This is a genomic window from Duganella sp. GW821-FHT07G03, assembly GCF_059418605.1.
Genome location: NZ_JBWKQE010000021.1, coordinates 59,178 through 84,936, shown reverse-complemented (window position 1 = coordinate 84,936; position 25,759 = coordinate 59,178). Strand labels below are relative to the sequence as shown.

Sequence of the window (25,759 nt, the reverse complement as noted above, 5' to 3'; positions counted from 1 at the left end):
GCGAAGGGATTACGGGCCTTCAAATTTTGCTCGCTGCGGTGGTGTCTGCGGCCAGCACGGATTTGCTCTCGTCGATCAGCGACTGTTTTTTCTGGTCGGCGGTCAGGCGCTTGGCGCTGACGACGATCACCTGCATGTCCTTGGCGGCGGCCGGCGCGGTGTAGCTGGCCAGTGCTGGAGCCGGCGCTGGGGCTGCGGTGGTTTCGTCGAGGACGTAGTTGGCGGCGCAGGCCAGGCCCAGGGTCACGACAAACAGGGCTTCGAAGTTTTTCAGGACGTTCATTTTGCTTCCTTTCGGTGGTTAAAAGTGTGTTTCGATGTGCTCACTTTATGCAAAGGCCTGTCCAGCCGCCACGGGATTGCGACGAGCCGCGCTTTTTGCGTCCCGAAATGCAGATAGGCGCGACAAGGCGATAGCTTTTCGACCACGGACTGCGCGTTTTCGCCGCCCCTCCGCTAAGGCTGGGCAGATACCGTCCACCAGCGTGAGGGGCTTATGCCGCGATTCATCACCACCATCCTGCAAGCCTGGGCCGAACGCCGCCGCGCGCGCCGCCGGCAGGCCAACCTGCGCGCCGGAGCACGTGGCTTCTCATCGATGCGGCTGGTGCCGTCGACACCCGCGACGAGCGGGGCACAGCCGCTCGGGCGCCAGCGCGCCATGTGGATCGCCGTTGGCGGCGTGTGCGTGGTGGCGGGCGGGGGCGCGCTGATCGCCGGCCATGCGCGACACCTGGCCGCCGCGACGGTCAGCACGCCGCAGGCCGTCAACAGCGTGCGCGCCGCCTATGCTTATCAATCCGTGCTGCCCGGCGCCGCCTTCACCGTGCCGGCGCAGGCGGGCCTGAGCACCAGCATCCAACCCGGCGGCGTCTTGCTGGTGGCATCCGGCATGCAAGCCGCTCCAGCGGTGCGCGTGGACCTGTGCAGCCAGATGCGCAGCCCCACCGACGCCCGCCTGCTGCCGCTGCGGCTCGGCTACCGCTTCGACGACGTCAAGCGCTGGGTTAAGCGCAATGAAGAATCGAACCTCCAGATCTCGCTGCGCAACGTATTGCTGGTGGCCGACAACGGTGCCGGCGCCGCCGCGATCCCGGAAATCCAGATCGAAGGCACTGCCCGCGCGGATTTCACCGATCCGCTGAGCGAGCCGCTGCAACTGAGTTGGCGCAGCGCGCAGGCCGGCGCGCGCTGGATCAGCGACGCCAGCTTCGGCCAGGTCGAGCAGGGCGCCAGCGGCCAGGTGGCGCTGCGCCAGCAAGGATGGCTGCTGTGGGGCGCCGCCTCGGCGCTGCGCATCGAACGGCGCGCCAACGCCATGTGCCCGCAGGCGGGAGAACTGGTGGTGCAGATGTATCGCCTGGCGCCGGACGACGCAGCTGACACCAGTGTGCCGGCCAGCGCGTTGGTGGTCGCCTTCCCCGCGCGCGGCAGGGCGGTCAGCACCAATCTCGCGCCAGGCGCGTATCAGGTGCCGGCCGCCGCACCAATGGCGCTGGAAGACCAATCGCTGTTCAACGAACTGCAAGACCAGGGACTGGTGCGGTTGAACGCCGCCGGCGCGATCGAACTGGCGCCGCGCGACCTGCCGCAATGGCAGGCCGCTGGCGCCGCCGAACGGGTCGCGGAATTGGACAACTGGAAGCAGGTCAAATCCGGCGCCGCCACGCACAAACTGTTCAAACGTCTGTACTACCAGGCCGACGGCGCCTACGTCCGCCAGCAGATCGACATCTACAATAGCGAACGCCGCCTGCTGGCCTGGCGCGTCAAGGCACCGGCGGGCGTGGCGCTGGACTGGAGCGCCAGCACCGGCAGCGACTCGGCATCCGGCAGCGCACCGACGATGGTGGCCACCACCAGTCAGATGCCGGTCGCCGTCTCGCGCCTGTTCGCATCGCTGCCGCAAGGATGGCAGCCGTGGACCCGCGTGGCGCGCTGGCCGCAAGCAGTTGAAGGGCAGGGCGTTCGCCCTGTCGTGCGGCTCAAGCTCGCACTGCCGCGCGCCGCGGCTGGCGGCGAAGTGATGCAGGTGCTGCTGGCCGGCCGCGTCACCGGCAGCGTTGGCGCCAGTGCGCAGCTGGCGCCCGCCTGCACCGGCCGCGCGTGTGCCAGCAGCACGGATGTCCAGCAGGTCACGCTGACGCTGCAAGCGGGCGCGCACAACGTGCAGCTGACGGCGCAACCGCTGGATTTCAGCGCGCCGGAGGATCAAAAATACCGCCACCTGCGTGTCGCCGGCGGCCGCCTGGTATGGCAGGCGCTGTCGCCCGGCGGCGGCGACGGCACGCCTGGCCTGCCACGACCAGCCGCACCGTCGCCGGTGCAGCTGGAAGACCGCAACGGCACGCTGCTCTGGGCCGACGGCGCGCCGACGCAGTCCGCCATCGAGGCCGGCCTGGCGCCCCTGCTGGGCGTGAGCGGCGACCAGGCCAACAGCGTGGCCGGCATGCTGGCCCGCCTGCCGGTATCGGCTGCCACGGTCTCGCGCGCATCCGGCGCGGCGGTCGGCGCGCGCCTGACGCTGGACCTGCCCTTGCAGGCCTTGAGCCAGCGCGTGCTGGAGTGCGTCGGCATGCATCGCGGCCGTTGGGATGGAAAGGCCTGCAGCGGCGCCCAGGCTGCGGCGGATGGCCGCCACGCCGGCCTGGTCATCCTCGATACCGAGACCGGCGACGTGCTGGCCGCCGCCGGCGCCGGCGCGGGCGAAGTCAGCGCCGCCAACTGGGCCGAGGTGCGCGATTTCGACCGCACCAGCCCCGCGCGCAGCCCGCTGCGCCTGCCGGCCCTGCAGCACGACGGCGGCGCGCACCAGAGTCCCGGCTCGACGTTCAAGGTGGTCAGCGCGCTGGGTCTGGAGCTGGCGGCGCAGAACGATCCGCAGATCGACGCGCTGCTGACCGGCATGCCGCTGCCCGCCATCAACCGCCTGGCGCAGCAGCGCGGCTTCGGCTTCCAGACCGACGCCGCCAGCTACCCGCTCAATCCGCGCCTGGCCCACATCACCAACTACCACGAGCAAAGCCTGGACCGGCGCGCGCAGGAAGGCCGCCTGGGACTGGCGCAGGCGCTGACCTACAGCCTCAATACCTGGTTCGCCTGGTCCAGCGAATTGAGCGACCATAGCCTGTTCGGCCGCGCCGACGGCGGCGCCCCCGACCTGCAGGCGCTGGACGCCAACGCGCTCGATGCGGTGCGCCCCATCGTCGCCGCCGCGCACCGCTTGGGCTTCGAGCAAACGCTGCGCCTGGACGGCGGCTTGCTGCCGGCCGATTTCAACTGGCGCAGCTGGGATGCGCTGCAAGCGACGCCGGCGCATATCGATCCTATCCACACTCGGCACGAGCTGCGGCAGATGGCGATCGGCTTGCGCATGCAGGTCACACCGTTGCAAATGGCGCTGGCCGCGGCGGCGGTCGGACAGGGCAAGGTGGTGGCGCCGCGCATGCTGCTCGCATTGGGCGGCGCCGACAGCACCGTGCCGGAGATGAAGCCGGTCGGCATCCGCCTCGACCGCATCCGGGCCGGCATGAAAGGCGTGGTCGATGTCGGCACCGGCGCCGGCGCGTTCGGCGGCGCCGCGCTGGCCGGCGTGCGTCCCGGCCTGTACGGCAAAACCGGCACCGCGCCCACCGGCGACGACACGGCCACCGTCTGGTTCACCGGCTGGCTGGAACCGGGCACTTTGCCCGGCCAGACGCACCGGCTGGCGATGGCGGCCTTCGTCAGCCACTCCAACGCCACCGGCGGCGAGCATGCGGCGCCGGTGCTGGCGGCGGTGCTGTCCACGCTGGCGGCCCAGAACCGCGAACAGAAGGGGAAATAGGCTTGTAAACGGGACAATGAAATCGCGGCTTTTGTGGCATGATTTCGAGGCGTCCGCCATAGCGCGCTCATTTTCGTTTTTCTCTTATTGACAGGACTGTATGCGCTTGCCAGGAACCCGGTATCAGGAGCACGGCTGGGAACAAGTGCGCAAGCTGTTGGGACACTGCTCGTTGCAGGCGTTCCGCCGGCTTGAGATGCACCAGCTGCTCGACCCCGGGCAGCATGCAACGCTGCTCGACAGCTATACCGATGCGGTAGCCGCAGTGCTGCGCGCGGGCGCCCGCTCGGCGCGCGCCGAGGCCGAGGGCAACAGCTACGGCGACAGTGTCTATGAACTGTCGCTTAGCCTGATGTTCGAATTGCAGGCGCAGCCGGCGTTCTGGCTGGCGTTTGTCGCCGCCGTCGCCGCCGAACATGGCCGCAGCGGCGCCTTCTGGCTCGATGCCGCCGCCGAGGGCGTGATGCGCAAGAAGGTCAACGATATGTACGCCGGCCTGCGCGACAAGGTCGACGCCGACAACTACATCGTCACCACGGGGCGCGACTGCTCGCCCAACAAAATCTACACCTATCGCATGCTCGATACCGCCTACCGCGAGATCGCCGGCCTGTTCGCGGACTGGCGGCAGCACGCGGCGCGGGTGGGCGACATACTGGGCCGTCCGCTGGACGGCAGCCCGATCGAGGTGCGGCAAATGAAGTCCATCAGCGGCTGCAGGGCCGAGTGGATCATCCGCTGGAGCGCGTCGCAGGAGCGCTACGCCGGCTCGCCGGGACCGCTGCACACCAAATCCAAACGCTTCGCCAGCCTGAAAAATAGCCCTGAGAAGATCGCGGCGATGCTGGCGGAGATCGGCGATTATGAAGAACTGTCAGCCAATATGGATCGCGCCGACGACTGGCAAGGCGATGCGGGCGAAGCGGCGCTGTGGCTGGAAGACTACTGGCGCGTGCTCGGCGAGTCCGACCAGAACGCCCCGCAAGGCGAGGATCGCATCCTGCCCGAACCGGTGGCGGATGAAGACTCCGGCCTTGCGGACGAAGCGGAGGAGGGCGACGCCACTGCCGGGCCGCCAGATGAATTCGAGGTGCACGACCTGGCGGCCGAACAGGCATTGGCCGGCACGCTTTCCCTGCCCCCCCGCTATCTGGAATTGGCGCGGGCGGCGCAGGAAGCCGGCAGCTGGGCGTTGCGCGTTTTGAGCAGCGAGTCGCTGCCGATCCGCCTCGCCGTGTACCAGAAACTGCTGGGCGCCGCCGACGATACCTACCCGGACGCCTGGCTCGACCCGGCCACCGGCGAGCTGCCGACCTTGCTGCAGTTGGCGGCGCTGGACCAGATTTCGATGCCGACGCTGCGCAAGCGCCGCAACGAAGCGATCGACAAGCTGAATGCGGCCAACACCGCGTCGGCGAAATGAAGGAGAACGAGTTGACATCAGCACAAGATGAGCAAGACGCACGGCTGCGAGAGCGCGCGCTGCTGGCCCGCGCCGTGCCGGGTGACCGCCTGATGCTGGCCGACGCCACGCTGCTGGCGGCATTGGACGGCAGCCGGGTGTTGACGCCGAACGAACGACAGGCCTTGTCGGCGTCGCCTTTGACGCTGCGCCGCTTCCGTCAATTGTCGCTGGAGCGGCACGCGGCCGCGCAGGCGCAGGTACGGCAGGCCGCCAACGATCCGGTGTGGGGTGGCAGCTGCGGCATGCTGCGCGCGGCCGCCAGCGCAGCGATGCTGGACGCGCTGGTCACCGACGACAGCTGCTGGACGCTGCACTTCCTCCCGCAAGGCGAGGGTTGGCAAGTGATCCTGAGCTTGTCGGCGGAAGCGCCGTTCGCCGCGCGCCTGTTGCGCGAGCGTGTGATGGTGCGCGTGATCGACGGCGGCGGCGCGATCGTCTTGCAAGGCCGCCTGGACGCCGACGGCGAATACGAGTGCAGTTGGCCTTTCGCCACCCCGCCGGCGCGCCACTTCCAGATGTACGGCGCAGGTTTTGCTGTCGAACCGGTGGCGCCTTAGGCCATGGGCATATTTACCCGGCGCCGCAAGCCAGCCGTCGACACCGACGGACTGGGAGTCAACCTGATCGCGCTGAGGCTCGATGCGGGGGACTTTGCGCCGGTACATAGCACCGTCGTGGTCTTCAACGCAGGCGGCCATGCGCGCCGCGCGGTCGCCGGCAAGGTGGCCTGCGAGGCGGGCGAGTTGGCGCTGTGCTTCCATCCGGGACCGTACACGGTGCACCTGGCGCCGTTCGCGGCGGCGCCGGAATGGGGGCTGCGGCTGCGCTTTGTCGTCGATGTCGCCAACCCGCGCGTGACGCAGCAGCGTTTCGATTTGTATTTGTACAGCGAGATGGCGGAACGGCTGGAGTTGGAGGCGTTCCGCACATCGGTCCAGGCGGCGCTGCAAACGGAGCTGGCGCAGGGCGCACTGGACCTGCCGCCGTGCACTACGCTGGAGGAGTGGCATGCCTTCCGCGCCGGCCTCAATCAGCTGTTGTACACGCGCTTCGGTGTAACGGTGGACGACTGTGTGCCGGTCGACTTGGGCGACCAAGTCGACTACGCCGACGTGTTGACGGTCCGCGCCGCCAAAGCTGCCGTCGTAACTGCTGCCGATATGCCGCCGGTGCCGCCGCCCGTCTCCGTGGCGCCTTCCGCCGCCGCAGCGCCTGTCGCCTGGCAAGATGCATTTGGCCTGCGCCGCCTGTTCCTTGAACTGCCGGCCCTGAGCCGCGACCTGCGCTTGCTCGTCCTGCCTGAAGGCTCGTTGATCTTCCAGCAGCACCAGGCCCTGTTGCTACGACTCGGCATGGCCGCGCTGAACGTCAACACCATGCCGTCGCTGGCCTGGACGGCACCGGACCAGCCATTGGCGTATGCAGAACAGGTCCGACGCACCGGCCAGACCCTGGTCGCGATACAAGCGCTGGACGAAGCCTGGGCGTTGTTGGCCCGCTTCCAGCGCGCCGGCCATGCGCAATGGCCGGCACTGCTGGAGGAGGCAGACCGCATCTGCGCCAACCTGGAAACCGGCCTGGCCTTCCGCCGCGCCCCGCATGCGCCCCGCACGGAACCATCGCTATGACCACGCTATGACCACGATTTCCGCCACCACCGTGCCCACCAACGCCGAATGCCGCAGCATACTGGCCGACGGCCGCATCCTGACGATCACCGCCAGCCGCCGCCCGCGCGCCAACCGCGCCGAGGTCAAATGCAGCGTCGCCGGCGCGCCGGCCATCGCCGAACGGATGCAGGAAGTGGTTCGCCTTGCCCGCCATACCGAAGTGTGGCTCGACAGCCGCGACCAGGTCGTCCTCAGCATGGACGTGGCGCCCGGCGCCGCAGACCGCGACTGGGAACTGGCAGCAGTGTTGGCGGACCGCATGGTGCGCGGCTTGTTCCAAGCTGCGCAGGCCGGCCGCCAGTTCGCCCAAGGCTGGTCGGACGCCTGGCACCTGGGCCGCGTCCAGGGCGCCGCTTCCGTCGCCGCTATGGCGGATCATCCGCAGATCGGCCCCGCCGACAGCATCATCGCCGGCGGCGCAGCCAACGATGGTCCGGCGCGGGCGCTGCACATCACCCATCTTGGCGCGCTAAGCGGCCATGCCGATCCGTCGGCCGGCGTCTCCACCGTGCGCGCCTGGTTCCCGCTGCACAGCGGCGGCGTCAATGACAGCCTGGCGTGGGTGGAGGTCAGCGTCTTCGCCATCGAAAGCGGCGCAGAAGCGGAGGGTGTATCGGCCAGCGCCACCCACCATCCTGCATCGGCGACAGAGGAGGACACCATCGCCGCGCCAGGCCTGGACGCGAGCGCCCAGTTGGAAGTCCGTCAGACGCTGGCCGCCGCCCGCCATTTCGATGGCAAGGGCCTGGGCCGCTGGCGCAGCGTGGTGCGTTTCGACCAGCCGCGCTTCCAGGGCGGATCGTACCAACTGGCGCTGGTGATGGCCGACCGTCTTGCGCGCGGGCGCGAGTTCCTGCCGCGCGGCCGCATCATCGCCACCGGCTGCTCCAGCGCCTGGCATGCCGGCCGGGTCGACACCGTCGAAGGCCGCGAGCCCAAGCTGGAATTGATACTTATGCAAGCGGCCGCGGGCGATCGGGTGCTGCTGCCCAAGGCCTGGCAGGATGAACTGCCGGCCGGCTACGCAGTCGAGCTGCGTCAAAAAGGCGCCAGCCTGGCCTGTATCGACCGGATCGGCATGATTTGAAGCGGCACAGTATCGTGCGCAGAATGAAAAATGGGCGTGCCCTGCTAAAATCGGCGGATGGCAGGGCGGCCCGGAAGACGAATCGAAGAAGGAGTCTGACATGTTCCAAATGTTTGGTTTTGGCGGCGTAAAATGCCCGCGTTGCGAGCACAAAAACGACGACCAGTCGGGCTACTGCAAGCACTGCGGCTTGACCTTGGGCGCGCCGCGCAGCGAGCCTGTGCTGCGCGATAACCGCTGGATTCCAGGCGACGACGAACTGGCCGTGTACTTCGGCGTGAGCGCCTTGTCCGGCATCTTCACCAAAACGCTGCGCGTGCCGGCCACCTCGCGCGCCTACATCCTGCAAGCCGACAAGGCCACCGAGGTGCCGCAGGGCGAATATGAGATCGAAGGCTTCTTCACCCGCCTGAACCACCTGCTGCGCAACCAGAACGCCGAAATCCTCATCACCCGCAGCGCCGCGCTGCCGGTGGAGTTTTCGTTCGGCGACCTGCAAACGGCGGAGCACCTGAAGGTGGCGGCCCGCTTCACGGTCGCCATCCGCATCGAGAACGTGCCTGCTTTCGCCCAGCACTTCATGACCGTTCCCGGCACCGTCAGCACGCAGCATTTGCAGGACTTGCTGGGCCCCTCGGTGCATCAGGTGGCGGCGGAATTCATCGGCAGCCGCTCGATGCGCGACATGGCGCACAACGCCGAGCTGCGCCTGCAACTGGACGAGCGCCTGCAAGCCGCATTGAAGCTGCGCCTGGCCGGCTACGGGCTGGCGGTCGATCGCGTGGAGACCGTCGCGCTGCGGCACGATAAATTCGACCACAACCGCGAACGCATCGGCACCCTGTGGCTGGTGGCGGACGAGCGCCATGTGCAGCTGGAGCACGTCAAGCAGCTGGACCAGATCTACGACGAAGAGGAATGGCAGGCCATCTGGCGCGAAGAACAAAAGATGCGCTCCGACCTGCGCCGCGCCGAGCTGCGCCAGGACGCGGGCGTCAACAAGGCCGAGCTGACGTTCAAGGAGTCCGAGCGCATGCAGGCGCTGCGCGCGCGCGAAGTGGACTTGTACAGCCGCGTGATGGAATCGAAGACCCGCAAGGTCGCCATCGACAAAGGCGCCGGCACCGTGCTGGCCGATCTGGAGCATGAGCTGGCGAAAAACAAATCCCACCGTGCCGGCGAGCAGGCGGACTGGGAGCATGTGCGGCATCTGGCCCAGATCAAGATGCGCACCGAGCTCGAAGTGCTGCAACAGACGGCCGCCGAACAACGTCAGTTGGCGCAGCAGCGCCTGTCGCACCAGCTGCGCCAGCAAGCCATCGAGAACCAGATGGCGCAGGCCTTGCTGATCGAGGACGAGTCGCATCGCCGCAGTGAACTGGCCGCGCTGCGCCAGCGCGAGAAGGCCGAGAAAGAGCGTGAGCTGCACATCGAGGCCGAAGGCCACAATGAGCGCATCCAGGGCCTGACCCTGGCCAGCGCCGCGCGCCGCAGGGAGGCCGAGCGCGTGCAGGAATGGGAAGACCAGCTGCAACTGGCCCGCCAGCGCGAACTGCTGCGCGGCGACGCCGTCAAGGACGCGGCCAACGCCGTGCAGGTGGCCGAGATCAACCAGAAAATCGAAGAACTCAAGCGCGCCGGCGCGCAGGCAGATTCGGTGGTCCAGTATGAAAAGCTGCTGCGCACCATCGAGGCGGACGGCGTGCATCAGCGCCAGAACCTCGCCGTCAACAAGCAGGCGATGCTGGATCAGCTGGAAGTGGATGAGCAGCGCCAGATCCTCAAGCAGAAGGAGCAGGAAGCGCAATGGCAGCGCGAACTGAAAAAGCTGGAGCATGACCGCGACGAAAAGTTCGCGCGCTGGAAGGGCGAGTACGATGTGCTGCTGGCGCAGCAATCGCATGAGCTCACGCGCATCGAAACCATCGGCCGTTTGAGCGATACCGGCAAGGTGGCCACCGCCGCCGCGCCGAACGCCGAAGCGCTCAAGCAGATCATGAAGATGCAGATCCAGGGCGGCATGACGGCCGAGCAGATCCAGGCATTGGCGCAGGTGGTGGCGGCCGAACACGGCGTGACCCCGGCCGAAGCGGCGCAGCTGGCGCATGAGCGGGTGCTGGAAGAGCGCGCGCACCGCGACACGGAAATGGACAAGGACCGCCGCCACCAGCTCGACCTGCTGAACGTTCAGAACACGGCCAGCGCCAGTGCGTTGACCACGCAGAGCCAGCTGGGCATCGGCGTGGCGCAGGCCGGCGCCGCCGCTCCCGTGCCCGCGCCGGCGCGCTACTGCGCCAACGGCCATCCGACGCGGGCCGGCCACCCTTTGGATAAATTCTGCGCCCAATGCGGCGTGCCTTTAGCTTAAACAGCTTTATGCAGGAACGGTTACACTTCGTTTAATGATGCAAACAGCAAGAGACAAGATCCGCGAACTGCGGGCCTTACATGATGACGGTCTACTGAGCTTGCAGGAGTTCGACCGCCGCAAGAACGCCATCCTGGATGCGGAATACGCGCCGCCGGGAGGCAGCGTCACGGCTGCGCCGCCGGCGGTACGACAGGGCACCGAGCTTGGGTTGATGTCCAGCCAGGAGATCGGCCCGCAGAACCGCCGCTACCGGTTGGAGCGCCTGATCGGCATGGGCGGCATGGGCCAGGTGTGGCAGGCGACCGACCTGGCCACCCACGCGGAACTGGGCCACAGCGACATGGTGGCCTTGAAGATCCTGCCGCCGCAGCTGACCCAAAGCGCCACCCACGCCAAGCTGCTGATCGAGGAAGCGACGCAGGCGCGCAAGCTGGCGCATGAAAACATCGTCCGCGTCTATGAGTGGGCGCAGGACCCGGCCACCTCCAGCTATTTCATCATCATGGAATACCTGGAAGGCCAGGACCTCGACGCCTACCTGGCCGCGCAAGGCCCGCTGCCGATGGAAGCCATCTACCGCCTGCTGACGCCTGTGGGCGACGCCTTGCAATACGCCTGGGACAAACACAAGCTGGTGCACCGCGACCTCAAGCCCGGCAACGTGTTCCTGACCCAGCGCGGCGAGATCAAGCTGCTGGACTTCGGCATCGCCTCGCGCGCGCGCAGCGCCGGCAGCAGCCTCGGTTTGCAGACGCCCAATGCCGGCACCGTCGGCTACCGCGCGCCGGAGGCGGGTACCCACCAACGCCAGCCTTCGCCCAGGCTGGATGTCTATGCCGTCGCCGTGATGATCTACCAGCTGCTGGAAGGCCGCATGCCGTTTGACGATATGCGTCCGGCCGACTTCCATCCGTCGCCGCCGCAGGGGCTCAATCCGGCGCAGTGGAAGGTGCTGCAAAACGGCTTCGCCTACGCGCAGGAGCGCCGCCCGGCCTCGGTCAGCGAGCTGCTGGCGGAGCTGCGCCGCGCCGACGGTCCGAGCGAAGAAGAGTTGGCCGCCCAGGCCCGCCAGGCGCGGGAGCGCGAGCAGCAGCGCCAGTCCGAGCAAACGGCGCACGCCGAGGCCAAGGCGGCACAGGCGGAACATGCGCGCGCCGCCGACCTGAAGCGACAGGCCCTGGCGGCGGAACTGGCCGCCCGGCGCCAGGCCGAAGCCCAGGCTGCGGCGGCAGAAAAAGTGAAGCTGGACCAGCAACGCCGCGCGCTGGAGGCAAAGCAGCGCGCCGAAGCCGAAGCCGCGGCGCTGGCACGCAAGCAGGCCTTGCGCGAGCAATTGCAGGCGCGCCGCGACGCCGACGCCAAGCAGGCACGCGAGGAACGCGAGGAGCAGCAACGAAAAGCCGCGCAACTGAAGGCCGAAGCGGCGTATCGCTCCGAGCAGGAGCGCCACCGCAAGCAGCAGGCCGAACGCAACGCCGCCGAACTGGCCGCGCTGATGCCGACGGCGGGCAGCCCGGTCGCCGACGCCAACGGCGTGCTGCGTGACCGCTTTGTCGACGGCACCGGCGTTGGCCCCGATCTGGTGCTGATACCCACCGGCCGTTTCCAGATGGGCTCACACGAGCATGAGCAGGCGGCGGCGATCAAGGCCGGCGCGCAGAAAAACTGGCTGGAGCGCGAAACGCCGCAGCACTGGGTCGGCATCGAGCATTCGTTCGCGATGGGGCGTTCTCCCGTCACGGTCGGACAATGGCGGCAGTTCGTGCGCGCCACCGGCTGGGAATCGCAATCCGATACCGACTGGCGCGCACCCGGCTTCGCGCAGACCGACGAGCATCCGGTGGTCGGCGTCAGCTGGGTCGATGCGCAGCTGTATGTGCGCTGGCTATCCGGGCAAACCGGCCAGACTTACCGGCTGCCGAGCGAGGCGGAATGGGAATACGCCTGCCGCGCCGGCACCAAGACCGCCTTCAGCTTCGGCGACGCCATCACCACCGAGCAGGCCAACTACGACGGCCATTACACCTACAACGGCAGCCTGCGCGGCGCCTATCTGCAGGGGACCAACAAGGCCGGCACGTTCCAGCCCAACCCGTGGGGCCTGTTCGACATGCACGGCAATGTGTGGGAGTGGACCCAGGACGTGGTGCACGATAACTACGCCGGCGCGCCGGTCGACGGCAGCGCGTGGGAAGAGGGCGGCGACCAGGTGCGGCGCGTGCTGCGTGGCGGCTCGTGGCTGTACAACCCGCGCTATCTGCGTTCGTCGGTGCGCAACGGCTTTTCCGCGGTGCTCGCCAACGATATCGTCGGCTTCCGGGTGGCGCGAAAGTTGGTCTAACTTCAGGTAAGAACTGGTATAATGCTGCCTTCTTCAAAACACCAGGATCGTACCATGAGCGCTTTGCCACCCTGCCCAAAATGTAATTCCGAATTCACCTACGAAGATGGCACCCAGCTGGTGTGCCCGGAATGCGCCCACGAATGGAGCGCCACCGCTGCCGAAGCGGCCGAAGAAGGCGCCAAGGTGTATCGCGACTCCGTCGGTAACATCCTGCAGGACGGCGATACCGTGACCGTGATCAAGGATTTGAAATTGAAGGGCGGCGGCGGCACCGTCAAAGTAGGCACCAAGGTCAAGAATATTCGCCTGGTCGACAGCGACCACGATATCGATTGCAAGATCGACGGCTTCGGCGCCATGAGCCTGAAAACCGAGTTCGTTAAAAAAGTCGTGTAATCATCCCAGCCGCTCCAGCGCAAAGTCGACGAAGCTGCGGACTTTGGCGCTGGGGCGCGCTTCCGGCCGGCGCAGTATGTGCATGGGCCGCGACGGCAGTTCCCACTTCGGCAGCAGCCGTACCAATTTACCCGCCGCCAGCGCGGGCTCCAGCAGCAGGTCCGCCTGCATCGCGATACCCATCCCCGCAATCGCACCAGACACCAGCGACGTTCCCGTATTGCTGACGAAGGAACTGCGCACCGGCACCTCGATCTGTTCCTCTCCCTTGCGGAAGCGCCACGCCGCGTGCGGGCGCCAGTCGGAAAACACCAGGCAGTCATGTTTTTCCAGGTCCGACGGATGGCGTGGCGTGCCGCGCCGCTTCAGGTACTCCGGGCTGGCGGCGAGCAGCACGCGGCCCGGACGCAAAGGCCGCGCGATCAAGCCGCTGTCGACCAGCGCGCCGGAGCGGATCGCGACGTCGACGCCTTCCTCGGCCATGTCGATCACGCGGTTGGTCAGCAGCAGATCAATTTTCACTTGCGGGTACAGCGCGGCATAAGCGCCGATGACCGGCATGAGCCGATGTTCGCCATACGTGGCGGGCGCAGAGACGCGCAGGCTGCCCTGCGGTTCCGCGCGCAGGTGCTCGGCCACAAGGTCGGCCGCCTCCACGCTGGCCAGCACGTCGCGGCAGCGTTCCAGGTAGACCGCGCCGATCTCGGTCAGCGCTTGCCTGCGCGTGGTGCGCTCGATCAGGCGCGCGCCCAGCTCCTGTTCCAGCGCTTGCACATGTTTGCCGACCATGACCGGCGACATGTCCAGCGTCTGTGCGGCGGCGGCGAAGCTGCGCGCGGTGGCGGCGGCCACGAATACCTGCATGCTGCGGAGTTTATCGCTCATATTCGGAAGTATTAGTTACGAGTCTATGAAATTCTAGCTCATTTATGCTGTGAGGACTTCGAATAATAATGGAGCCTCATTCAACAGCAAGGAGTTCATCATGGCAGCCTACGCAATCGGATATCTCACCTTACGCAACTCGGACTGGGTGGCCGAGTACAGCGCCCACATGCCCGCGCTGGCGAAAAAACACGGCGGCAAGCCGCTGGCGAAGGCGGCGCCGCTGGTCCTGGAAGGATCGCCGCTGCTGTCGGAAACGCAGATCATCGTTGAGTTTCCGTCGATGGAACATGCGCAGGCCTGGTACGACGATCCGGCCCACGTGCCGCTGAAGAAGCTGCGCCAGGGCGGCGCCGATTTTTCGATGGTGCTGCTGAACGGCCTCTGAACGTTTAGGGGAGGCGCAAGCAGGTCAAACGGTGTAGAGTGACGGTTTTGATAATGCCGTTTTCGAGGACCATCGTATGACTATCCGAGTACTGCGCGACCAGTCGCTGCCAATGCGCCACATCGTCCATGTGCGCAACCATATCCTGTCCACGGACGGATCGGTGGAGGAGGGCGGCAGCGACGCCGGCCCTTCGCCTCATGACCTGTACGACGCGGCGCTGAGCGCATGCAAGGCGCTGACCGTGGTCTGGTACGCCAAGCGCAAGAACATTCCGCTCGAGCATGTGGAAGTGAGCATGGAGCGCGACGCCAGCGAAGAGCGCCAGGGCACCTACCGCCTGGCCGCCACGCTGCACCTGACCGGCAAGCTGACCGAGACCCAGCGCACCGAGTTGCTGGCCGCCGCGCAGAAATGCCCGATCCACAAGCTGATGACGTCCGTGACCACCGAAGTCACCACGGTGCTGGGGTAAGATCATGACGATTTCGACTCTGCTCAAAGGCCACGAAAAAGACCTGGGCGGCGGCTTTGTCGTGCGCCGCTATTTGCCGTCCGCGATCAAGCAGGCGGTGGGTCCGTTCATCTTCTTCGACCATTTCGGTCCGGTCGATGTGCCGCTCGATGCCGACCATGACGTGCGTCCGCATCCGCATATCGGCCTGGCCACCGTGACCTATCTGTTTGAAGGCGCGATGGACCATCGCGACAGCATCGGCAGCGTGCAGCGCATCGAACCCGGCGCGATCAACTGGATGACGTCCGGCCGTGGCATCGTCCACTCCGAGCGCACTCCCAAGGACCTGGTCGGCAAGCCGCACCGCACGCACGGCCTGCAACTGTGGGCCGCGCTGCCGGTCGCCCATGAAGAAGATGAGCCGAGCTTCTGCCACACGCCGTCCGACGATATTCCTGAATTTGAGGTCGACGGTGCGCGTGTGCGCGTGCTGGTCGGTTCGGCCTTCGGCCAGACCTCGCCGGTGAAAACCTATAGCCAGACGCTGTATCTGGACGTGGCCTTGAAGGCCGGCCATGAGCTGGCGCTGAGCGGCCTGCCGGCGGAAGCGGCGATCTATCCGATCACCGGCGAGCTGCATATCGATGGCGCGCCGCTGGCGCTGCATACGATGGCGCTACTCGATACGACGACGGCACAGCTGATCAAGGCGGATGCGGATGCGCAGTTCGTGGTGATCGGTGGCGAGGCGCTCGATGGCCACCGCTTCATGTCGTGGAATTTCGTCTCGTCGCGCAAGGAGCGCATCGTCCAGGCCAGCGAGGATTGGGAAGCGCAGCGCTTCGACAAGGTGCCGGGCGAGACCGAGTTCATTCCGCTGCCGGCGAAAAAACCGGTGGCCTAGGCCCGCCGACTAAGCTTGTTCCTGCCGGTCCAGCGCCGTTATCGCCTGGTGCAGCACGCCGCGCAGGTTCCTGGCGGCGTCCGCATCGATGCGGCCCATGTCGAGATAGAGATCCAGGCCGTCGCTATGCTCGCTGAATACCTGGAGCGTGGCGCCGTCGCCGTCGAGCATGCCGTCGATCACATACGGCACCACTTCGCGCGCGATGCCTTTCATGGTGACCGGCGCCAGCGCGTGGCCGGCGACGGTGTCGCGCACCAGCGCATAGGTTTCGTAGCTGACGACGATGCCGCCGGCCGGCGCGATCGACTGCAGCCGCGCCGCCAGGTTGGCTTCCGCGCCGAGGATGGTGTAGTCCATGCGGTCGTTGCTGCCGAAATTCCCCACATTGCAGAAGCCCGTGTTGACGCCCATGCGCACGCGGAACGGCGCCTCCACGCCCAGCATGCGCCACTGGACGTTCAGCTTGGACAGCGCGTGCTGCATCTCGATGGCCATGCGCAGGCAGTTGCGCGCGTCTTCCGCCGTTCCCTTGCTCTCCGGGTCGCCGAAGAACACCAGGATGGCGTCGCCGATGAACTTGTCGATGGTGCCGCCGTGGCGGATGGCGATCAGCGACATGGCGGTGAAGTATTCGTTGATCAGTTCCGTCAGCGCCTCGGGCTGGAGCGACTCGGTCAGTTCGGTGAAGTCCTTGATGTCGGAGAAGAAGATGGTCAACTTCTTGCGCTGCGTGCTGAGCGCCACGTCCATCTCGCCGCTGAAGATGCTCTTGTAGATCTGCGGCGACAGGTAGTGCGAGATCTTGATCGACACCGCGGCCAGGAAGTCGTTGGCGCCGGTCAGGTCGGTGTTCATGCGCCGGATGACGGCGTTCTGGTTTCGTTGCAGCAGGATGAAACCCAGCCCCGTGGCCGCCGCGAACAGGAAGTAGGCCACGCTGTATTTGAAGGACCACAGGCTGGTGCTGATCTCGTCGTGGATCGCCACCTCCTGCAGGCCGCGCACGTCGCCGACCTTCCAGTCTTTCTTCATGCTGTCCGGGTGGCTGTTGTGGCACTGCACGCAGGCGGCGCCCATCAGCACCGGCGCCACCAGGCGCACGCGCGTGTCGCCGCCGCTGGCGGTGGCCAGGATGATGGGCGGCTGGTCCGGATGTGCGCGCAGCGCCGTCAGCGCGTTCTTTTCGAAGTCGTCAAGCGCGTGCGGCGTGCGGCCGCGGAACGGATAGTCCGACACGAAGCGGTAGCTGACGTTGGACTGGCGGTCGGCGATGACGCGGCCCAGTTCCAGCGACAGCGTGGCCGGGATCGGAATCGCGCCCGCCACCGTCTCGTAGTTGTGGATGACCTGCGTGTCCTTGCCATGGTTGCCGAGGACGCGGCCGACCACCGCGCTGGCGTAGTAGCCGCGGATGCTGGCGATCATGGAGTTCAGGTCGACCGCCTGGGCCTGCAGGCGGGCGGCGGCGATGTTCTGCATGTCGAGCCAGACCGCCAGCGGCAGGCCGGCCAGCAGCAGGAGCAGCACCGCAAGGGAGATGCGCTCCCATCGACGGCTGTGGAGGGAGCTGGTCAGGGGCACTGGAGCCTGTGGGCCGCGTGTTACGCGGTCGACATGGCGTTGGCGGCCACGGTGCTATACAGGTCGGTGGCGCCGGTGCGGATGATCCAGTGTTCAGGATACGGATCGCTGGCGAAGCGGTTGTGGCGGGCGATGCGGCTCAGTTTATCGAGCGGCACGGTGGGGGCCAGCGCGGTTTCCTTGCCGGTCAGCTGGTCCAGGTGCCAGAAGCCGCCGTCGCGGTGCAGCAGCAGCGGCAGCGCGGCCGCATGCGGCGCGGCGGCGAACGCCTTGACCGGATAGCCGGGATGCGTTTCTGGCATCAGCAGGTAGAAGCATTCGGCGTTGGCGCCCTGGTCGATGCGGTGCAGGATCACGCCGTGCGGCATGATGGCCGACACCGACAACACCACGATGCCCTTGATGCTGGCGCTCAGTTCAATGCGCATGCCCAGGCGCAGCGCGGTTGGCTTGTGCTTGCCCGGCCAGACGCCGTCCAGCAGCAGGCCGTAGCGCGACACGTCTTCGATTTCAAAACCCTGGCCCGAGCGGCGTATCACCGCATGGCGGCCGGACAGGCGGCGCGTGAGGCCGTTGGTGTCCTGGCCGTCGGCGCCGTAGTGGGTCAGCAGCAGGTGCGACTCCGGATCGACCAGTTCAAAGCGTCCCAGCACGCATTCTTCCATCGCGAACAGGCGGATCTGGCGCTGCGCGCCCGCTTCCGGCGCGGCGTTGACCAGGCAGGCCGCGCGGCTCGGATGCGGATGCATGGCGGTCGCCAGCGGCATGTCGATCTCGATCAGGTCCTCGTCCCAGGCGATGGTGGTGAAGCCCAGGTCGACCTTGCCGGCCGGTGCGTTCAGGTCCAGGTGGGCGATGCCGGCGTTGCGCGCGGTGACATCGATATCGAGGCTGTCGCCGCCTTGCGCGCTGACGCGGGCGATGGAGGCGTCGTCCGCCATCACGCGCACGTTCTTGTGGGTGCTGAGGAAGATGCGGTGGATTTCGGTCAGCGTGGCGTCCAGGCGCGGCACCAGGATGACGAAGGTGCACACCCATTTGCGCGACGCCAGATCGGCGTGTCGGCTCAGCAGCTCGATGCTGATCTGGTACTGGCCGTGCTCCTTGCCGCGCGAGGAGAACTCGACAAACACGGGACGCCATTCGCCGCTGGTGGCGCGCACGAACTGCTGGCGCGCGGCGCCGTTGGGGATCAGGTCGGACTGCACTTGCAGCGTCAGCTGCGGCGCGCAGGCTTGCGGCATGCCGCGCAGTTCCATCTTCAGGGTCTGGCGGCCGCCGGCGGCGCGTGGGTCGAAGCCGCTGATGTGCAGCTGCGGGCGCTCGGATTGGGCGCGTTGCAGGGGGCGGGCGTAGGTGCTTGGGGCGTGGGCGGTTTCGGCAGGGGCGGCATCGAGCATCGTGCCGGGGGCGCCGGAACGGGTGCTGCGCACGGCACTCAGCAGGTCGAAGCTGGAGGGCTCTGCTTGGGCGTGGCCGCCTTCGCAAGCTTGCGCTCCTGGCATGACCCAGTAGGTGCAGTGCGGGTGCTGGGCATTACTGCATTTTTTCATGGTGAACCGACCGATGGGATACCCGTCAGTTTATGCGGTTTACACTCTGCTTGGCAACCAATGTGGCGATCTCGGGGCCATTCAATCCGACGGCGCAACACATGCGCCGCCAGTTGTCAAAAATGCGACAGAATTGATGCGTGCGGCAGTGCCGTTTCGTCAACGTTCTCGCTGTGCGCGGGCTCGTGGGCCGGGGCGAAACGCAGCACGATGGCGCTCAGGTTGTCGATGTGGAGCTGGGGCGGCGGGTGGTCGGCGTAGTCGTTGAACAGGGCGTCGAGCGCGGCGCCGGCCGAGTGGCCCGGCCGCGCCAGCAGCGCCGGCCAGCGCGCGGTCCATTGCAGCGGCCGGCCGCAGGACCAGAAACCGTCGGTGGCTAGCAGATAGGTAGCGTCCGCGCGCACGGTCAGCAGGCGGCGGTCGGCCAGCTGGTGCAGGAAGGGCGGCAGGTTGGCCGCGCTCAGCGCCATCAGGCCGTCGTCGAGCACCTGCGGATTGGCGAAGGCGTTGCCGAGGATGTAGGCCTGCGCGATCTGCGCGCGGTGCTCGCCGTGGACCTGCTGCCACCATTCCCGCTCGCCCAGCAGGCCGTGCATGGCGAACGAGGTGGCGGGCACATGATCCACCGTCAGCGGGCGGGCGCCCTGGGCGGTGATTTCGTAAAGGCGCGAATCGCCGACGTGGTACAGCATCGGCGCGGCGCCGGGCGGCATCTCGAGCAGCGTCAGCGTGGTGCCGGGGCGGCGGAAGCTGTCGTCGTCGCCCGCGCTGCGGAACTGCTCTTGCAAGCGGGCGTGCAGGGCGTCGAGGCGGCCGCCGAGTTCTTCCTGCGTGGTGCAGGCGGGGATCAGCAGCAGGCCGGTGGCCACGGCTTCGGCGGCTTCGCGGCCGTTGCCGTGGCCGCCCATGCCGTCCAACACCGCCAGCCGCACGTGGCCACGCGGCCAGTCGGGCAGCGTGATGCTGTGCGGGGTCTGGTCGCGCAGGAAGACGGCATGGCCGCTGGCGTCGATGATCAGCAGGTTGTCCTGGTTCTCCGGCACTTGCAGCTTGCTGATGCTGGCGCTGCTGCGGGCGGCGACGTCCAGGCCGGGGCCGAAGTCCTGCAGGTCGGTGATTCGTGTCATCGGGACGGGCGCCGTGGCGCGGGAGGCGAAAGGCCACAGCTTAGCTGAAAAAATGCCGGCGTGGGATGGCGTGCCTGAACGTTCGGACCTCATTCGTCGCTCCGGCGCAGCCACAGGCTGTTGACCCAGCCGGTGTTCTCGCGGCCGGCGACGCTGGCCTTGATCTGCCACCAGTCGCCGTTGCGCGCGCCGGTTGGCGTGACGGTGGCGCCGGCAGGTACGGTGACCAGGCGGGCAGAGTGCACGCCGGCCGCGGCGCGCAGGTTCAAGTCGCGGTGGACGGCGAACGGTAGTCCGGCTATCAGGGCCGCCGTCGATGCCGCCGCGCTGGCCGCAGCCTCCCTTGCCGCCACGGCCGCGGTGAGCGCGCGCGCTTGCGCGTTGCGGTCCGGTGTGGCGGCGACGATGAGATCGTTCCCGGGTTGGCGGCCGTGCACCGCGTACAGTATCAGGCTGCCGAAGCCCCAGGCGCCGACCACCATGATGAGCAGCGCGCGCGCGTTCGGACGGCGCCACCACTGACGCGGCGTCAGGTAGGCAGCCAGGAACAGCGTGATCACCAGCCCCGCCGCGAAGGCGCCCGCCGCGTAGAGTTTAGCCGTTTCCATGCAAGCTCCTTGGGTTCTCAGGCGTCAAAGCGCAGCACATAATGGCCCGCCACCAGATGATGGCCATTGGGCAGCAGGTAGGGCGTATCGGTGTTGGCGTCGCCGATGCTGGCGACGAATTCCAGCTTCTCGTCCAAGTGGTACAAGGCCTGCGAGGCGCTGAGGCGGCCGATCTTGTAGCCCTGCGCCGTCGCCTCGAAGCTGAAGGCGTCGCGCGACAGGCCGATGCGATCGGCGCTGGCGGTGTTGGCGCCGCTGGCGCGCTTGAGGAAGCGCGGCGAATCGAGCAGGCGCAGCGCCGCCAGCATCGGCGAGTTGCGGCCAAAGCTGAAGCGCGCGCCGCTCGCCACGGAGGCGCCGACCGGCTGCGCCAGGCAGATCATGGCGCGGTAGCGGTCCGCCATCTGCGGCGCGGCCGCCAGCACGCGGATCGCCTGCGTATCGACCGGCGTAAAAGTGGCGGGGGCGGTGATGCGCTGGCGGCCTTCGGCGGTGCAGGCGTACAGTTCATCGGAGGCGTCGACGACGAAGCTGATGGCCGCGGGGCCGCCAGTGGACAAGGCCAGCGCGTGGTTGAACGGCAGCTCCATCGCTTGCGCACCGGTGTCGCGGTAGCGGCTCAGGCGCGGCATCGCCAGCGCCACCAGGCTGACGCGCTGCTGCGAGATCGGCGCGTAGGTGGCGTCGCTTTCGCCGGCGTTGTTGGCCGGCTTGTGGCTGACCGGGATCGCCGTCAGCTCGGGCGCGGCGCCGCCGTTGGCGCGGCTCTGCCAGACCGCAGGCTTGCCGGCGACGGTGGCCGCCACCGGGTTGATGCTGATGGCGTCGACCGCCGCACTGGCCTGGGGACGCGGCGCGGCGGCGCCGGTGCGGCCGATCTTGAGCATCAGGCGCGGGCTGCCGCCCGGTGCTTCGCGCAGGGATTTGATGGTGTAGTAGCCGCTGCGCGGATCGAAACGGCATTCGAAGGCGTCCTTGGGCCGCATTTGCACCACGGGCGGCGCATCCGGGCCGTCGTTGATGATGAGGATGGCGCCGTCGGGACCGAACGGCCAGCCGCTGGCGATGAAGCTCGCTTCGCCGCCTTCGCCGCCGATTAGCGCCAGGCGTTGGTTGGGGTAGATCGGGCAGACCGGATGCCAGATCGCGCTGTCGCGCGAGACGCTTACGTTATAGAGGATCTTCTCGTCCGCCGCCGGCAGGTACACCGCGTGGCCGAACTTGACCTCGATCTCGCCCGGCGCCAGTTGCGAAGTGCCGATCACGTCGTAGCGCACCTGGTCGCCGCCCAGCAGGTCGCCGAAGTCCTTCTGGTGCAGCGCCGTCAGCGTCTGCGCCAGGTCGCGCGCGCGGGCGCCACGGGTCAGGTGGTAGTCGTCGTCGACTTCTTCTTGCGGCAGCATCAGCGTCACATGGGAGAAACAGCGCGTGGCGGCGCGGCCCTTGTGCTCGCGCGGGCTGCGTTCGAGCAGGTCGCGCAGCAGCGGGCGGCGCGAGAACAGCGCCAGGCCGGGCGCCTGCCAGATCGCTTCGGCGTTGAAGACGTCGGGGATGCGGCCCAGGACTTCGTGTTGTACGTAGATCGGCATGATTCATTCTCCTTCTAAAGATTGCGCGCTGATGGCACTAAACGCTAGCAGGGGGCAAAGGAAAAACAGCAGGTGGCTGCCGCCGGCCGAGAGAAAGCTCATGGGCTGGCCCATGATGGGGAAGATGGCCAGGTTGGTGCCCCAGGACAGCAGGAAGTGGCCCAGCACGAAGGCGCCGCCGCCGCACAGCATGAAGTAGCGGAAGCGGCCGGACCAGGCATGGCGGAAGTCGCGCGCCGCGGCGCCGGCCTGGTAGGCGCGCGCTGCGGTGAAGGCGATACCGGCCAGGAAAGCGGCTTGCGCCACCCACAGCAGCAGGCCGCCGACCAGGCCGTGGCGGTTGAGGAAGAAGGACGCGGCGAAATCGTCCTGCACGGCGGGGATCTGCACCGCGCCGCCGGCCGCCATACCGAGCGAGCGCAGGCCGAGCCAGTGGTCGGCGCCCAGCCAGCCGCCGTCGCTGATGGCGCGCGCGCCCAGCAGCAGCTGTTGTCCGGTGTGTGGATGCTCGGCGGGATTGAGCCAGACCAGGAAGCGGTCGGCGTAGAAGCCCCACCGTATCAGGTCGTCCGTGCCGACGCAGCGCAGGTAGACGATGGCGGCGGCGGCCGTCAACGTCAACGCGACCAGCGCGCCGGCCAGCTTGCGGTTGCGGGCGGCCAGGGCGTACGCGAAGGCCATGACGGTGCTCCAGATGAGCAGCAGGATCAGCGGCGAGAAGTCGTCGACCTGCACCAGCGAGAGGCCCAGCAGCGCCAGGAACAGCAGCGCGGGCGCGATCAGTTGCAGCCAGCGGGCGCCGTGCTCGGACAGCCCTTGCGGGCCGGCGTGCCAGTTGAAGCGCAGCGCCAGGCAATGGGCGGTGAGGGCGGTGAGCGCGAGTTTGGCCAGCTCCACCGGTTGCAAATCGAAGACGCCTTGTTCGTCGCCCCATAGTACTTGCGCGGCCAGCGCAGCCAGCGCCACGGCGGCAAACAGGGCGAGCAGCCATTCGATGCTGCGCTGTTGAAGATGTGCGCCGCACGTGGCCTGGCGTTGCGCCCACAGGCGCAGCAGGCCGCCAAGACCGGCGCCGATCGCCAGCATGGCGGCGCTCTTCTGGTAGTAGCGCAGCCAGGACGATTCCGGCGCGCCCAGGCCCAGCTCCAGTTGCGCCAACAGACCGGCGGCGAGCAGCACCACGCCTGCGGCGGTCAGCAGTGTGAGGCGGCCTGGCAGCGCGAGCCAGAGCAGCAGCGCGCAGACGGCCAGTAACATCGAACTGGCGGCGCTTGGCGCATAACCCGCGCGCTGGGCGACCAATGCGATAACGCCGCAGATCAGCACACCGCTTGCGGACAGCAGCATGACTGCCAGCCTCGCGCTGTGAGCGCGGCCAGGCAGGCGCGCGGATAGCGCGAGGCTGGCGGCCATGCAAGCCAGGCAGGCTGCGAGTCCGGCCCACATGGCCTTGGACTGGCCGCCATCCCACAGCGCGCGCTGCTGCCATTGCCAGGTGACGTGTTCCGGCAGTTTCAGGTCCGGTGCGTTGAACAGGTTGACGTGGCGGCTCGGGTGCAGCGTGAGCTGGCCGCCGTCAGCGTCCAGCTGGAAGCGCGTATGGCCGACCACAATCGCTTTCACGCCGCCCAGCGAGGCTTCCTGCTTGCGCAAGTCGGTCTGCAAGCCGGCGCTGTGGATCAGCACCGCCGCGCGGTCGCCATCAGGATTGCCGGCCGAGAGCTGGAGCCCGCCGTTGCCGCGCGCGATTTGCGCCGCGCCGGGAGTCACTTGGGCCAGTCCTAGACGGTTGTCGCAATACAGATTGCCGCCGAAGGACAGCGGACGCGAAATGGTCAGCAGGCCAGGCATGGCGCGATTCCACAGTGACAGCAGCCGGGAGGCGACGTGCGACTCGGGGCAATTGGCTTGTTGATGACCGTCGCGATACAACACCGCACCGTCGTAGCGCCATTCGTGGCCGTCGCGGGCGAAGGTGATGCTGCCGGAATCTGCGCCCCGCACATCGAACAGCGCGCCGTCGATCTGGAAGCGCTGGCCGGCCTGCAGCGTGGTGCTGCCCATGCGTTGTTCGCTGCCGTCGCGCAGCAGTATCACTTGCCGCGTCGCGCTCAGATTGCGCAGCGTCCAGCCGTCCTGTGTATCGCGGCGCAGGGACAGATGGTTGCGGTCCGACTGCGGCGCCGCCAATTCGTGATGGCCCAGCGTGATGGTCTCGCCCGGCGCCAGATTGACCGTGATGGCGCTTGGCAGCCATGCGGCTGGTGCACGCAACAAGGCCAGCGCCTGTAAGCCGCACAAGACAGTCAACATCGCCAGCGTGAGGGTCAGGCCGGTATTCCTGGCGGCTGCGTGCGCGATCGAGGGGCGGGCGGGCGGGGTCGCTGTGAAGGACCGGCGCAGCGAGATAGCCATCATGCCCCCTGAATGTGGTGCCAGTGGTTGTCGGCGGTTGGACGATTCATGCCGTGGACGGGATCTGCGATATCGAACATGCCGCGCTGTGGCTTGACGCCCTGGATCGCGTGCAGCATACGGCTGATCTGGATCGCGTGGCGCGGACGGCGCGCTGGATCGAGATGGAGCAGCGCCCGCAGCAACTCCAGCGCAGCATCGCGCGCCGGCGTGGGAATCGCCGCGGCGAAGCGTGCTTCTTCCTCGCTGTGCAGCGCGGCCGGAATCGCGCCGCCGTTCAAGCTGCGCAGCAGGTCAGCGCCGTCGGTGTGGTGCTCGCGGTAAGCCTGGCCGCAATCGCTGCAAAAGCGCAGCGGTAGGCCGCCGGTGACGAGGAAATAGAACATCGCCCCCAGCGAGAAGTAGTCGCTGCGCGGGCCTGTGGCATAGCCGCCGCCGTCGGCCGGGAAGAACTGTTCCGGCGCCTGCCAATTGGCGGTGCCGGCATACGAGTGAACTTGCAGGCTGCCCAACTGGCGGTTGGTGCCGAAATCGGCCAGCTTGACGGTGCCCAGGTCGCGGTCCAGCAGCACGTTGGCCGGTTTCAGGTCCAGGTAGCGCCAACCGTATTGGTGCACCTTGGCCAGCGCCTGGTTGATCTGGCCGATCCAGTTGAGTATCCGTGGCAGCGGGATCGCCTCGCCACGCCCCTTTAGCGCGAGCATATGCTTGCCCAGGTCCATCGCCATCAGTTCCAGCGCCAGCACCGGCAGGCCTTCGTGCCAGCCGCTGTCGAGCAGGCGCACGATGTGGCGCTCGTCCCACGGTTCCAGCGATTGCAGGAAGCCGATTTCGTTGTTTGCGCTGGCGATCCAGCGGTCGCGCTGGGCGGGCAGGGCGCGTGCCATCTGCTCGCGGTTGATTAACTTGATGGCGACATCGCGTGTGGCCGGCGGCCCGCTGGCGCGCCAGATGATGCCGTAGGCCGATCCGCCGATCTGCTCGCGCAGCCGGTAGTGGCCCAGTTCCAAAGCGATGATTGCGTCTGTTGTCGTCATGATTTCCCCTCGGCCCGCGCCGTTACGCAGGGCTAGCGGGGGGAAGACGAAAA

General features: G+C 67.4%; 20 protein-coding genes. 11 read left to right on the top strand and 9 right to left on the bottom strand.

Going from position 1 to position 25,759, the window contains the following annotated elements; all coding sequences use genetic code 11:
- Positions 1-19: 19 nt before the first annotated feature.
- Positions 20-283, bottom strand: a complete 264-nt coding sequence (locus AC07OK_RS23260; protein WP_494692515.1) for a hypothetical protein — start codon at positions 281-283, stop codon at positions 20-22.
- A gap of 213 nt (positions 284-496) precedes the next feature.
- Between AC07OK_RS23260 and AC07OK_RS23255 the strand changes: the two genes are divergently transcribed.
- The 8 genes from AC07OK_RS23255 (at position 497) to AC07OK_RS23220 (ending at position 13,159) form a co-directional block, all read left to right on the top strand.
- On the top strand, positions 497-3,826 hold the full coding sequence (locus tag AC07OK_RS23255; protein WP_494692514.1) for a penicillin-binding transpeptidase domain-containing protein: 3,330 nt from the start codon (positions 497-499) through the stop codon (positions 3,824-3,826).
- A 100-nt stretch (positions 3,827-3,926) separates the two neighbouring features.
- Positions 3,927-5,249, top strand: coding sequence for a hypothetical protein (locus AC07OK_RS23250; RefSeq protein ID WP_494692513.1), 1,323 nt, complete (start codon positions 3,927-3,929; stop codon positions 5,247-5,249).
- An 11-nt stretch (positions 5,250-5,260) separates the two neighbouring features.
- Entirely contained in the window at positions 5,261-5,848 is a 588-nt protein-coding gene (locus tag AC07OK_RS23245) for a hypothetical protein (RefSeq protein WP_494692512.1), read from the top strand.
- A 3-nt stretch (positions 5,849-5,851) separates the two neighbouring features.
- The gene (locus AC07OK_RS23240) at positions 5,852-6,919 is read left to right on the top strand and encodes a hypothetical protein (protein ID WP_494692511.1); all 1,068 of its coding nucleotides are present in this window, start codon (positions 5,852-5,854) and stop codon (positions 6,917-6,919) included.
- A 7-nt stretch (positions 6,920-6,926) separates the two neighbouring features.
- The gene (locus AC07OK_RS23235) at positions 6,927-8,048 is read left to right on the top strand and encodes a hypothetical protein (RefSeq protein WP_494692510.1); all 1,122 of its coding nucleotides are present in this window, start codon (positions 6,927-6,929) and stop codon (positions 8,046-8,048) included.
- A gap of 100 nt (positions 8,049-8,148) precedes the next feature.
- Positions 8,149-10,416: a hypothetical protein gene (locus AC07OK_RS23230; RefSeq protein WP_494692509.1), complete on the top strand. Its 2,268-nt coding sequence runs from the start codon at positions 8,149-8,151 to the stop codon at positions 10,414-10,416.
- Between the two features lie 34 nt (positions 10,417-10,450).
- Positions 10,451-12,760, top strand: coding sequence for an SUMF1/EgtB/PvdO family nonheme iron enzyme (locus AC07OK_RS23225; RefSeq protein WP_494692508.1), 2,310 nt, complete (start codon positions 10,451-10,453; stop codon positions 12,758-12,760).
- Between the two features lie 54 nt (positions 12,761-12,814).
- Complete coding sequence (locus tag AC07OK_RS23220; RefSeq protein WP_020706313.1) at positions 12,815-13,159, top strand: zinc ribbon domain-containing protein YjdM; 345 nt, start codon at positions 12,815-12,817, stop codon at positions 13,157-13,159.
- On the opposite strand, the gene AC07OK_RS23215 is transcribed toward AC07OK_RS23220, so the two are convergent.
- Complete coding sequence (locus tag AC07OK_RS23215; protein ID WP_494692507.1) at positions 13,160-14,044, bottom strand: LysR substrate-binding domain-containing protein; 885 nt, start codon at positions 14,042-14,044, stop codon at positions 13,160-13,162. It abuts the gene before it with no gap.
- 100 nt (positions 14,045-14,144) lie between these two features.
- On the opposite strand from AC07OK_RS23215, the gene AC07OK_RS23210 reads away from it, so the two are divergent.
- The 3 genes from AC07OK_RS23210 (at position 14,145) to AC07OK_RS23200 (ending at position 15,793) form a co-directional block, all read left to right on the top strand.
- Positions 14,145-14,432 (top strand): DUF1330 domain-containing protein, encoded by a 288-nt coding sequence (locus tag AC07OK_RS23210; protein WP_494692506.1) that lies wholly within the window; start codon positions 14,145-14,147, stop codon positions 14,430-14,432.
- A gap of 76 nt (positions 14,433-14,508) precedes the next feature.
- A complete protein-coding gene (locus AC07OK_RS23205) occupies positions 14,509-14,907 on the top strand; it encodes an OsmC family protein (protein WP_494692505.1) in 399 nt (132 codons plus the stop codon).
- A gap of 4 nt (positions 14,908-14,911) precedes the next feature.
- Positions 14,912-15,793: a pirin family protein gene (locus AC07OK_RS23200; RefSeq protein ID WP_494692504.1), complete on the top strand. Its 882-nt coding sequence runs from the start codon at positions 14,912-14,914 to the stop codon at positions 15,791-15,793.
- A 9-nt stretch (positions 15,794-15,802) separates the two neighbouring features.
- Here the strand turns inward: AC07OK_RS23200 and AC07OK_RS23195 are convergent, their stop codons facing one another.
- From AC07OK_RS23195 to AC07OK_RS23165, 7 genes are all read right to left on the bottom strand, one after another.
- Complete coding sequence (locus tag AC07OK_RS23195; RefSeq protein WP_494692503.1) at positions 15,803-17,323, bottom strand: adenylate/guanylate cyclase domain-containing protein; 1,521 nt, start codon at positions 17,321-17,323, stop codon at positions 15,803-15,805.
- Positions 17,324-17,397: 74 nt separating this feature from the next.
- Positions 17,398-18,930, bottom strand: a complete 1,533-nt coding sequence (locus AC07OK_RS23190) for an FHA domain-containing protein (protein ID WP_494692502.1) — start codon at positions 18,928-18,930, stop codon at positions 17,398-17,400.
- A 116-nt stretch (positions 18,931-19,046) separates the two neighbouring features.
- Positions 19,047-20,057, bottom strand: coding sequence for a PP2C family protein-serine/threonine phosphatase (locus AC07OK_RS23185; protein WP_494692501.1), 1,011 nt, complete (start codon positions 20,055-20,057; stop codon positions 19,047-19,049).
- Positions 20,058-20,146: 89 nt separating this feature from the next.
- Entirely contained in the window at positions 20,147-20,665 is a 519-nt protein-coding gene (locus AC07OK_RS23180) for an SH3 domain-containing protein (protein ID WP_494692500.1), read from the bottom strand.
- Positions 20,666-20,682: 17 nt separating this feature from the next.
- Positions 20,683-22,254 carry a hypothetical protein gene (locus AC07OK_RS23175; protein ID WP_494692499.1) on the bottom strand — a complete coding sequence of 524 codons (1,572 nt, stop codon included), beginning with the start codon at positions 22,252-22,254 and terminating at the stop codon, positions 20,683-20,685.
- 3 nt (positions 22,255-22,257) lie between these two features.
- Complete coding sequence (locus AC07OK_RS23170) at positions 22,258-24,672, bottom strand: FtsW/RodA/SpoVE family cell cycle protein (protein ID WP_494692498.1); 2,415 nt, start codon at positions 24,670-24,672, stop codon at positions 22,258-22,260.
- A complete protein-coding gene (locus AC07OK_RS23165; protein WP_494692497.1) occupies positions 24,669-25,706 on the bottom strand; it encodes a serine/threonine-protein kinase in 1,038 nt (345 codons plus the stop codon). The genes AC07OK_RS23170 and AC07OK_RS23165 overlap by 4 nt, the downstream gene beginning before the upstream one ends.
- Positions 25,707-25,759 lie beyond the last annotated feature (53 nt).

What these genes read in the sequence shown, in the direction of transcription:
- AC07OK_RS23170 (WP_494692498.1), bottom strand. Translation starts at nt 24,672, where the DNA reads ATGATGGCTATCTCGCTGCGCCGGTCCTTCACAGCGACCCCGCCCGCC.
- AC07OK_RS23260 (WP_494692515.1), bottom strand. Translation starts at nt 283, where the DNA reads ATGAACGTCCTGAAAAACTTCGAAGCCCTGTTTGTCGTGACCCTGGGC.
- AC07OK_RS23215 (WP_494692507.1), bottom strand. Translation starts at nt 14,044, where the DNA reads ATGAGCGATAAACTCCGCAGCATGCAGGTATTCGTGGCCGCCGCCACC.
- AC07OK_RS23200 (WP_494692504.1), top strand. Translation starts at nt 14,912, where the DNA reads ATGACGATTTCGACTCTGCTCAAAGGCCACGAAAAAGACCTGGGCGGC.
- AC07OK_RS23230 (WP_494692509.1), top strand. Translation starts at nt 8,149, where the DNA reads ATGTTCCAAATGTTTGGTTTTGGCGGCGTAAAATGCCCGCGTTGCGAG.
- AC07OK_RS23175 (WP_494692499.1), bottom strand. Translation starts at nt 22,254, where the DNA reads ATGCCGATCTACGTACAACACGAAGTCCTGGGCCGCATCCCCGACGTC.
- AC07OK_RS23235 (WP_494692510.1), top strand. Translation starts at nt 6,927, where the DNA reads ATGACCACGATTTCCGCCACCACCGTGCCCACCAACGCCGAATGCCGC.
- AC07OK_RS23210 (WP_494692506.1), top strand. Translation starts at nt 14,145, where the DNA reads ATGGCAGCCTACGCAATCGGATATCTCACCTTACGCAACTCGGACTGG.
- AC07OK_RS23240 (WP_494692511.1), top strand. Translation starts at nt 5,852, where the DNA reads ATGGGCATATTTACCCGGCGCCGCAAGCCAGCCGTCGACACCGACGGA.
- AC07OK_RS23205 (WP_494692505.1), top strand. Translation starts at nt 14,509, where the DNA reads ATGACTATCCGAGTACTGCGCGACCAGTCGCTGCCAATGCGCCACATC.
- AC07OK_RS23180 (WP_494692500.1), bottom strand. Translation starts at nt 20,665, where the DNA reads ATGGAAACGGCTAAACTCTACGCGGCGGGCGCCTTCGCGGCGGGGCTG.
- AC07OK_RS23185 (WP_494692501.1), bottom strand. Translation starts at nt 20,057, where the DNA reads ATGACACGAATCACCGACCTGCAGGACTTCGGCCCCGGCCTGGACGTC.
- AC07OK_RS23225 (WP_494692508.1), top strand. Translation starts at nt 10,451, where the DNA reads ATGATGCAAACAGCAAGAGACAAGATCCGCGAACTGCGGGCCTTACAT.
- AC07OK_RS23165 (WP_494692497.1), bottom strand. Translation starts at nt 25,706, where the DNA reads ATGACGACAACAGACGCAATCATCGCTTTGGAACTGGGCCACTACCGG.
- AC07OK_RS23220 (WP_020706313.1), top strand. Translation starts at nt 12,815, where the DNA reads ATGAGCGCTTTGCCACCCTGCCCAAAATGTAATTCCGAATTCACCTAC.
- AC07OK_RS23190 (WP_494692502.1), bottom strand. Translation starts at nt 18,930, where the DNA reads ATGAAAAAATGCAGTAATGCCCAGCACCCGCACTGCACCTACTGGGTC.
- AC07OK_RS23250 (WP_494692513.1), top strand. Translation starts at nt 3,927, where the DNA reads ATGCGCTTGCCAGGAACCCGGTATCAGGAGCACGGCTGGGAACAAGTG.
- AC07OK_RS23255 (WP_494692514.1), top strand. Translation starts at nt 497, where the DNA reads ATGCCGCGATTCATCACCACCATCCTGCAAGCCTGGGCCGAACGCCGC.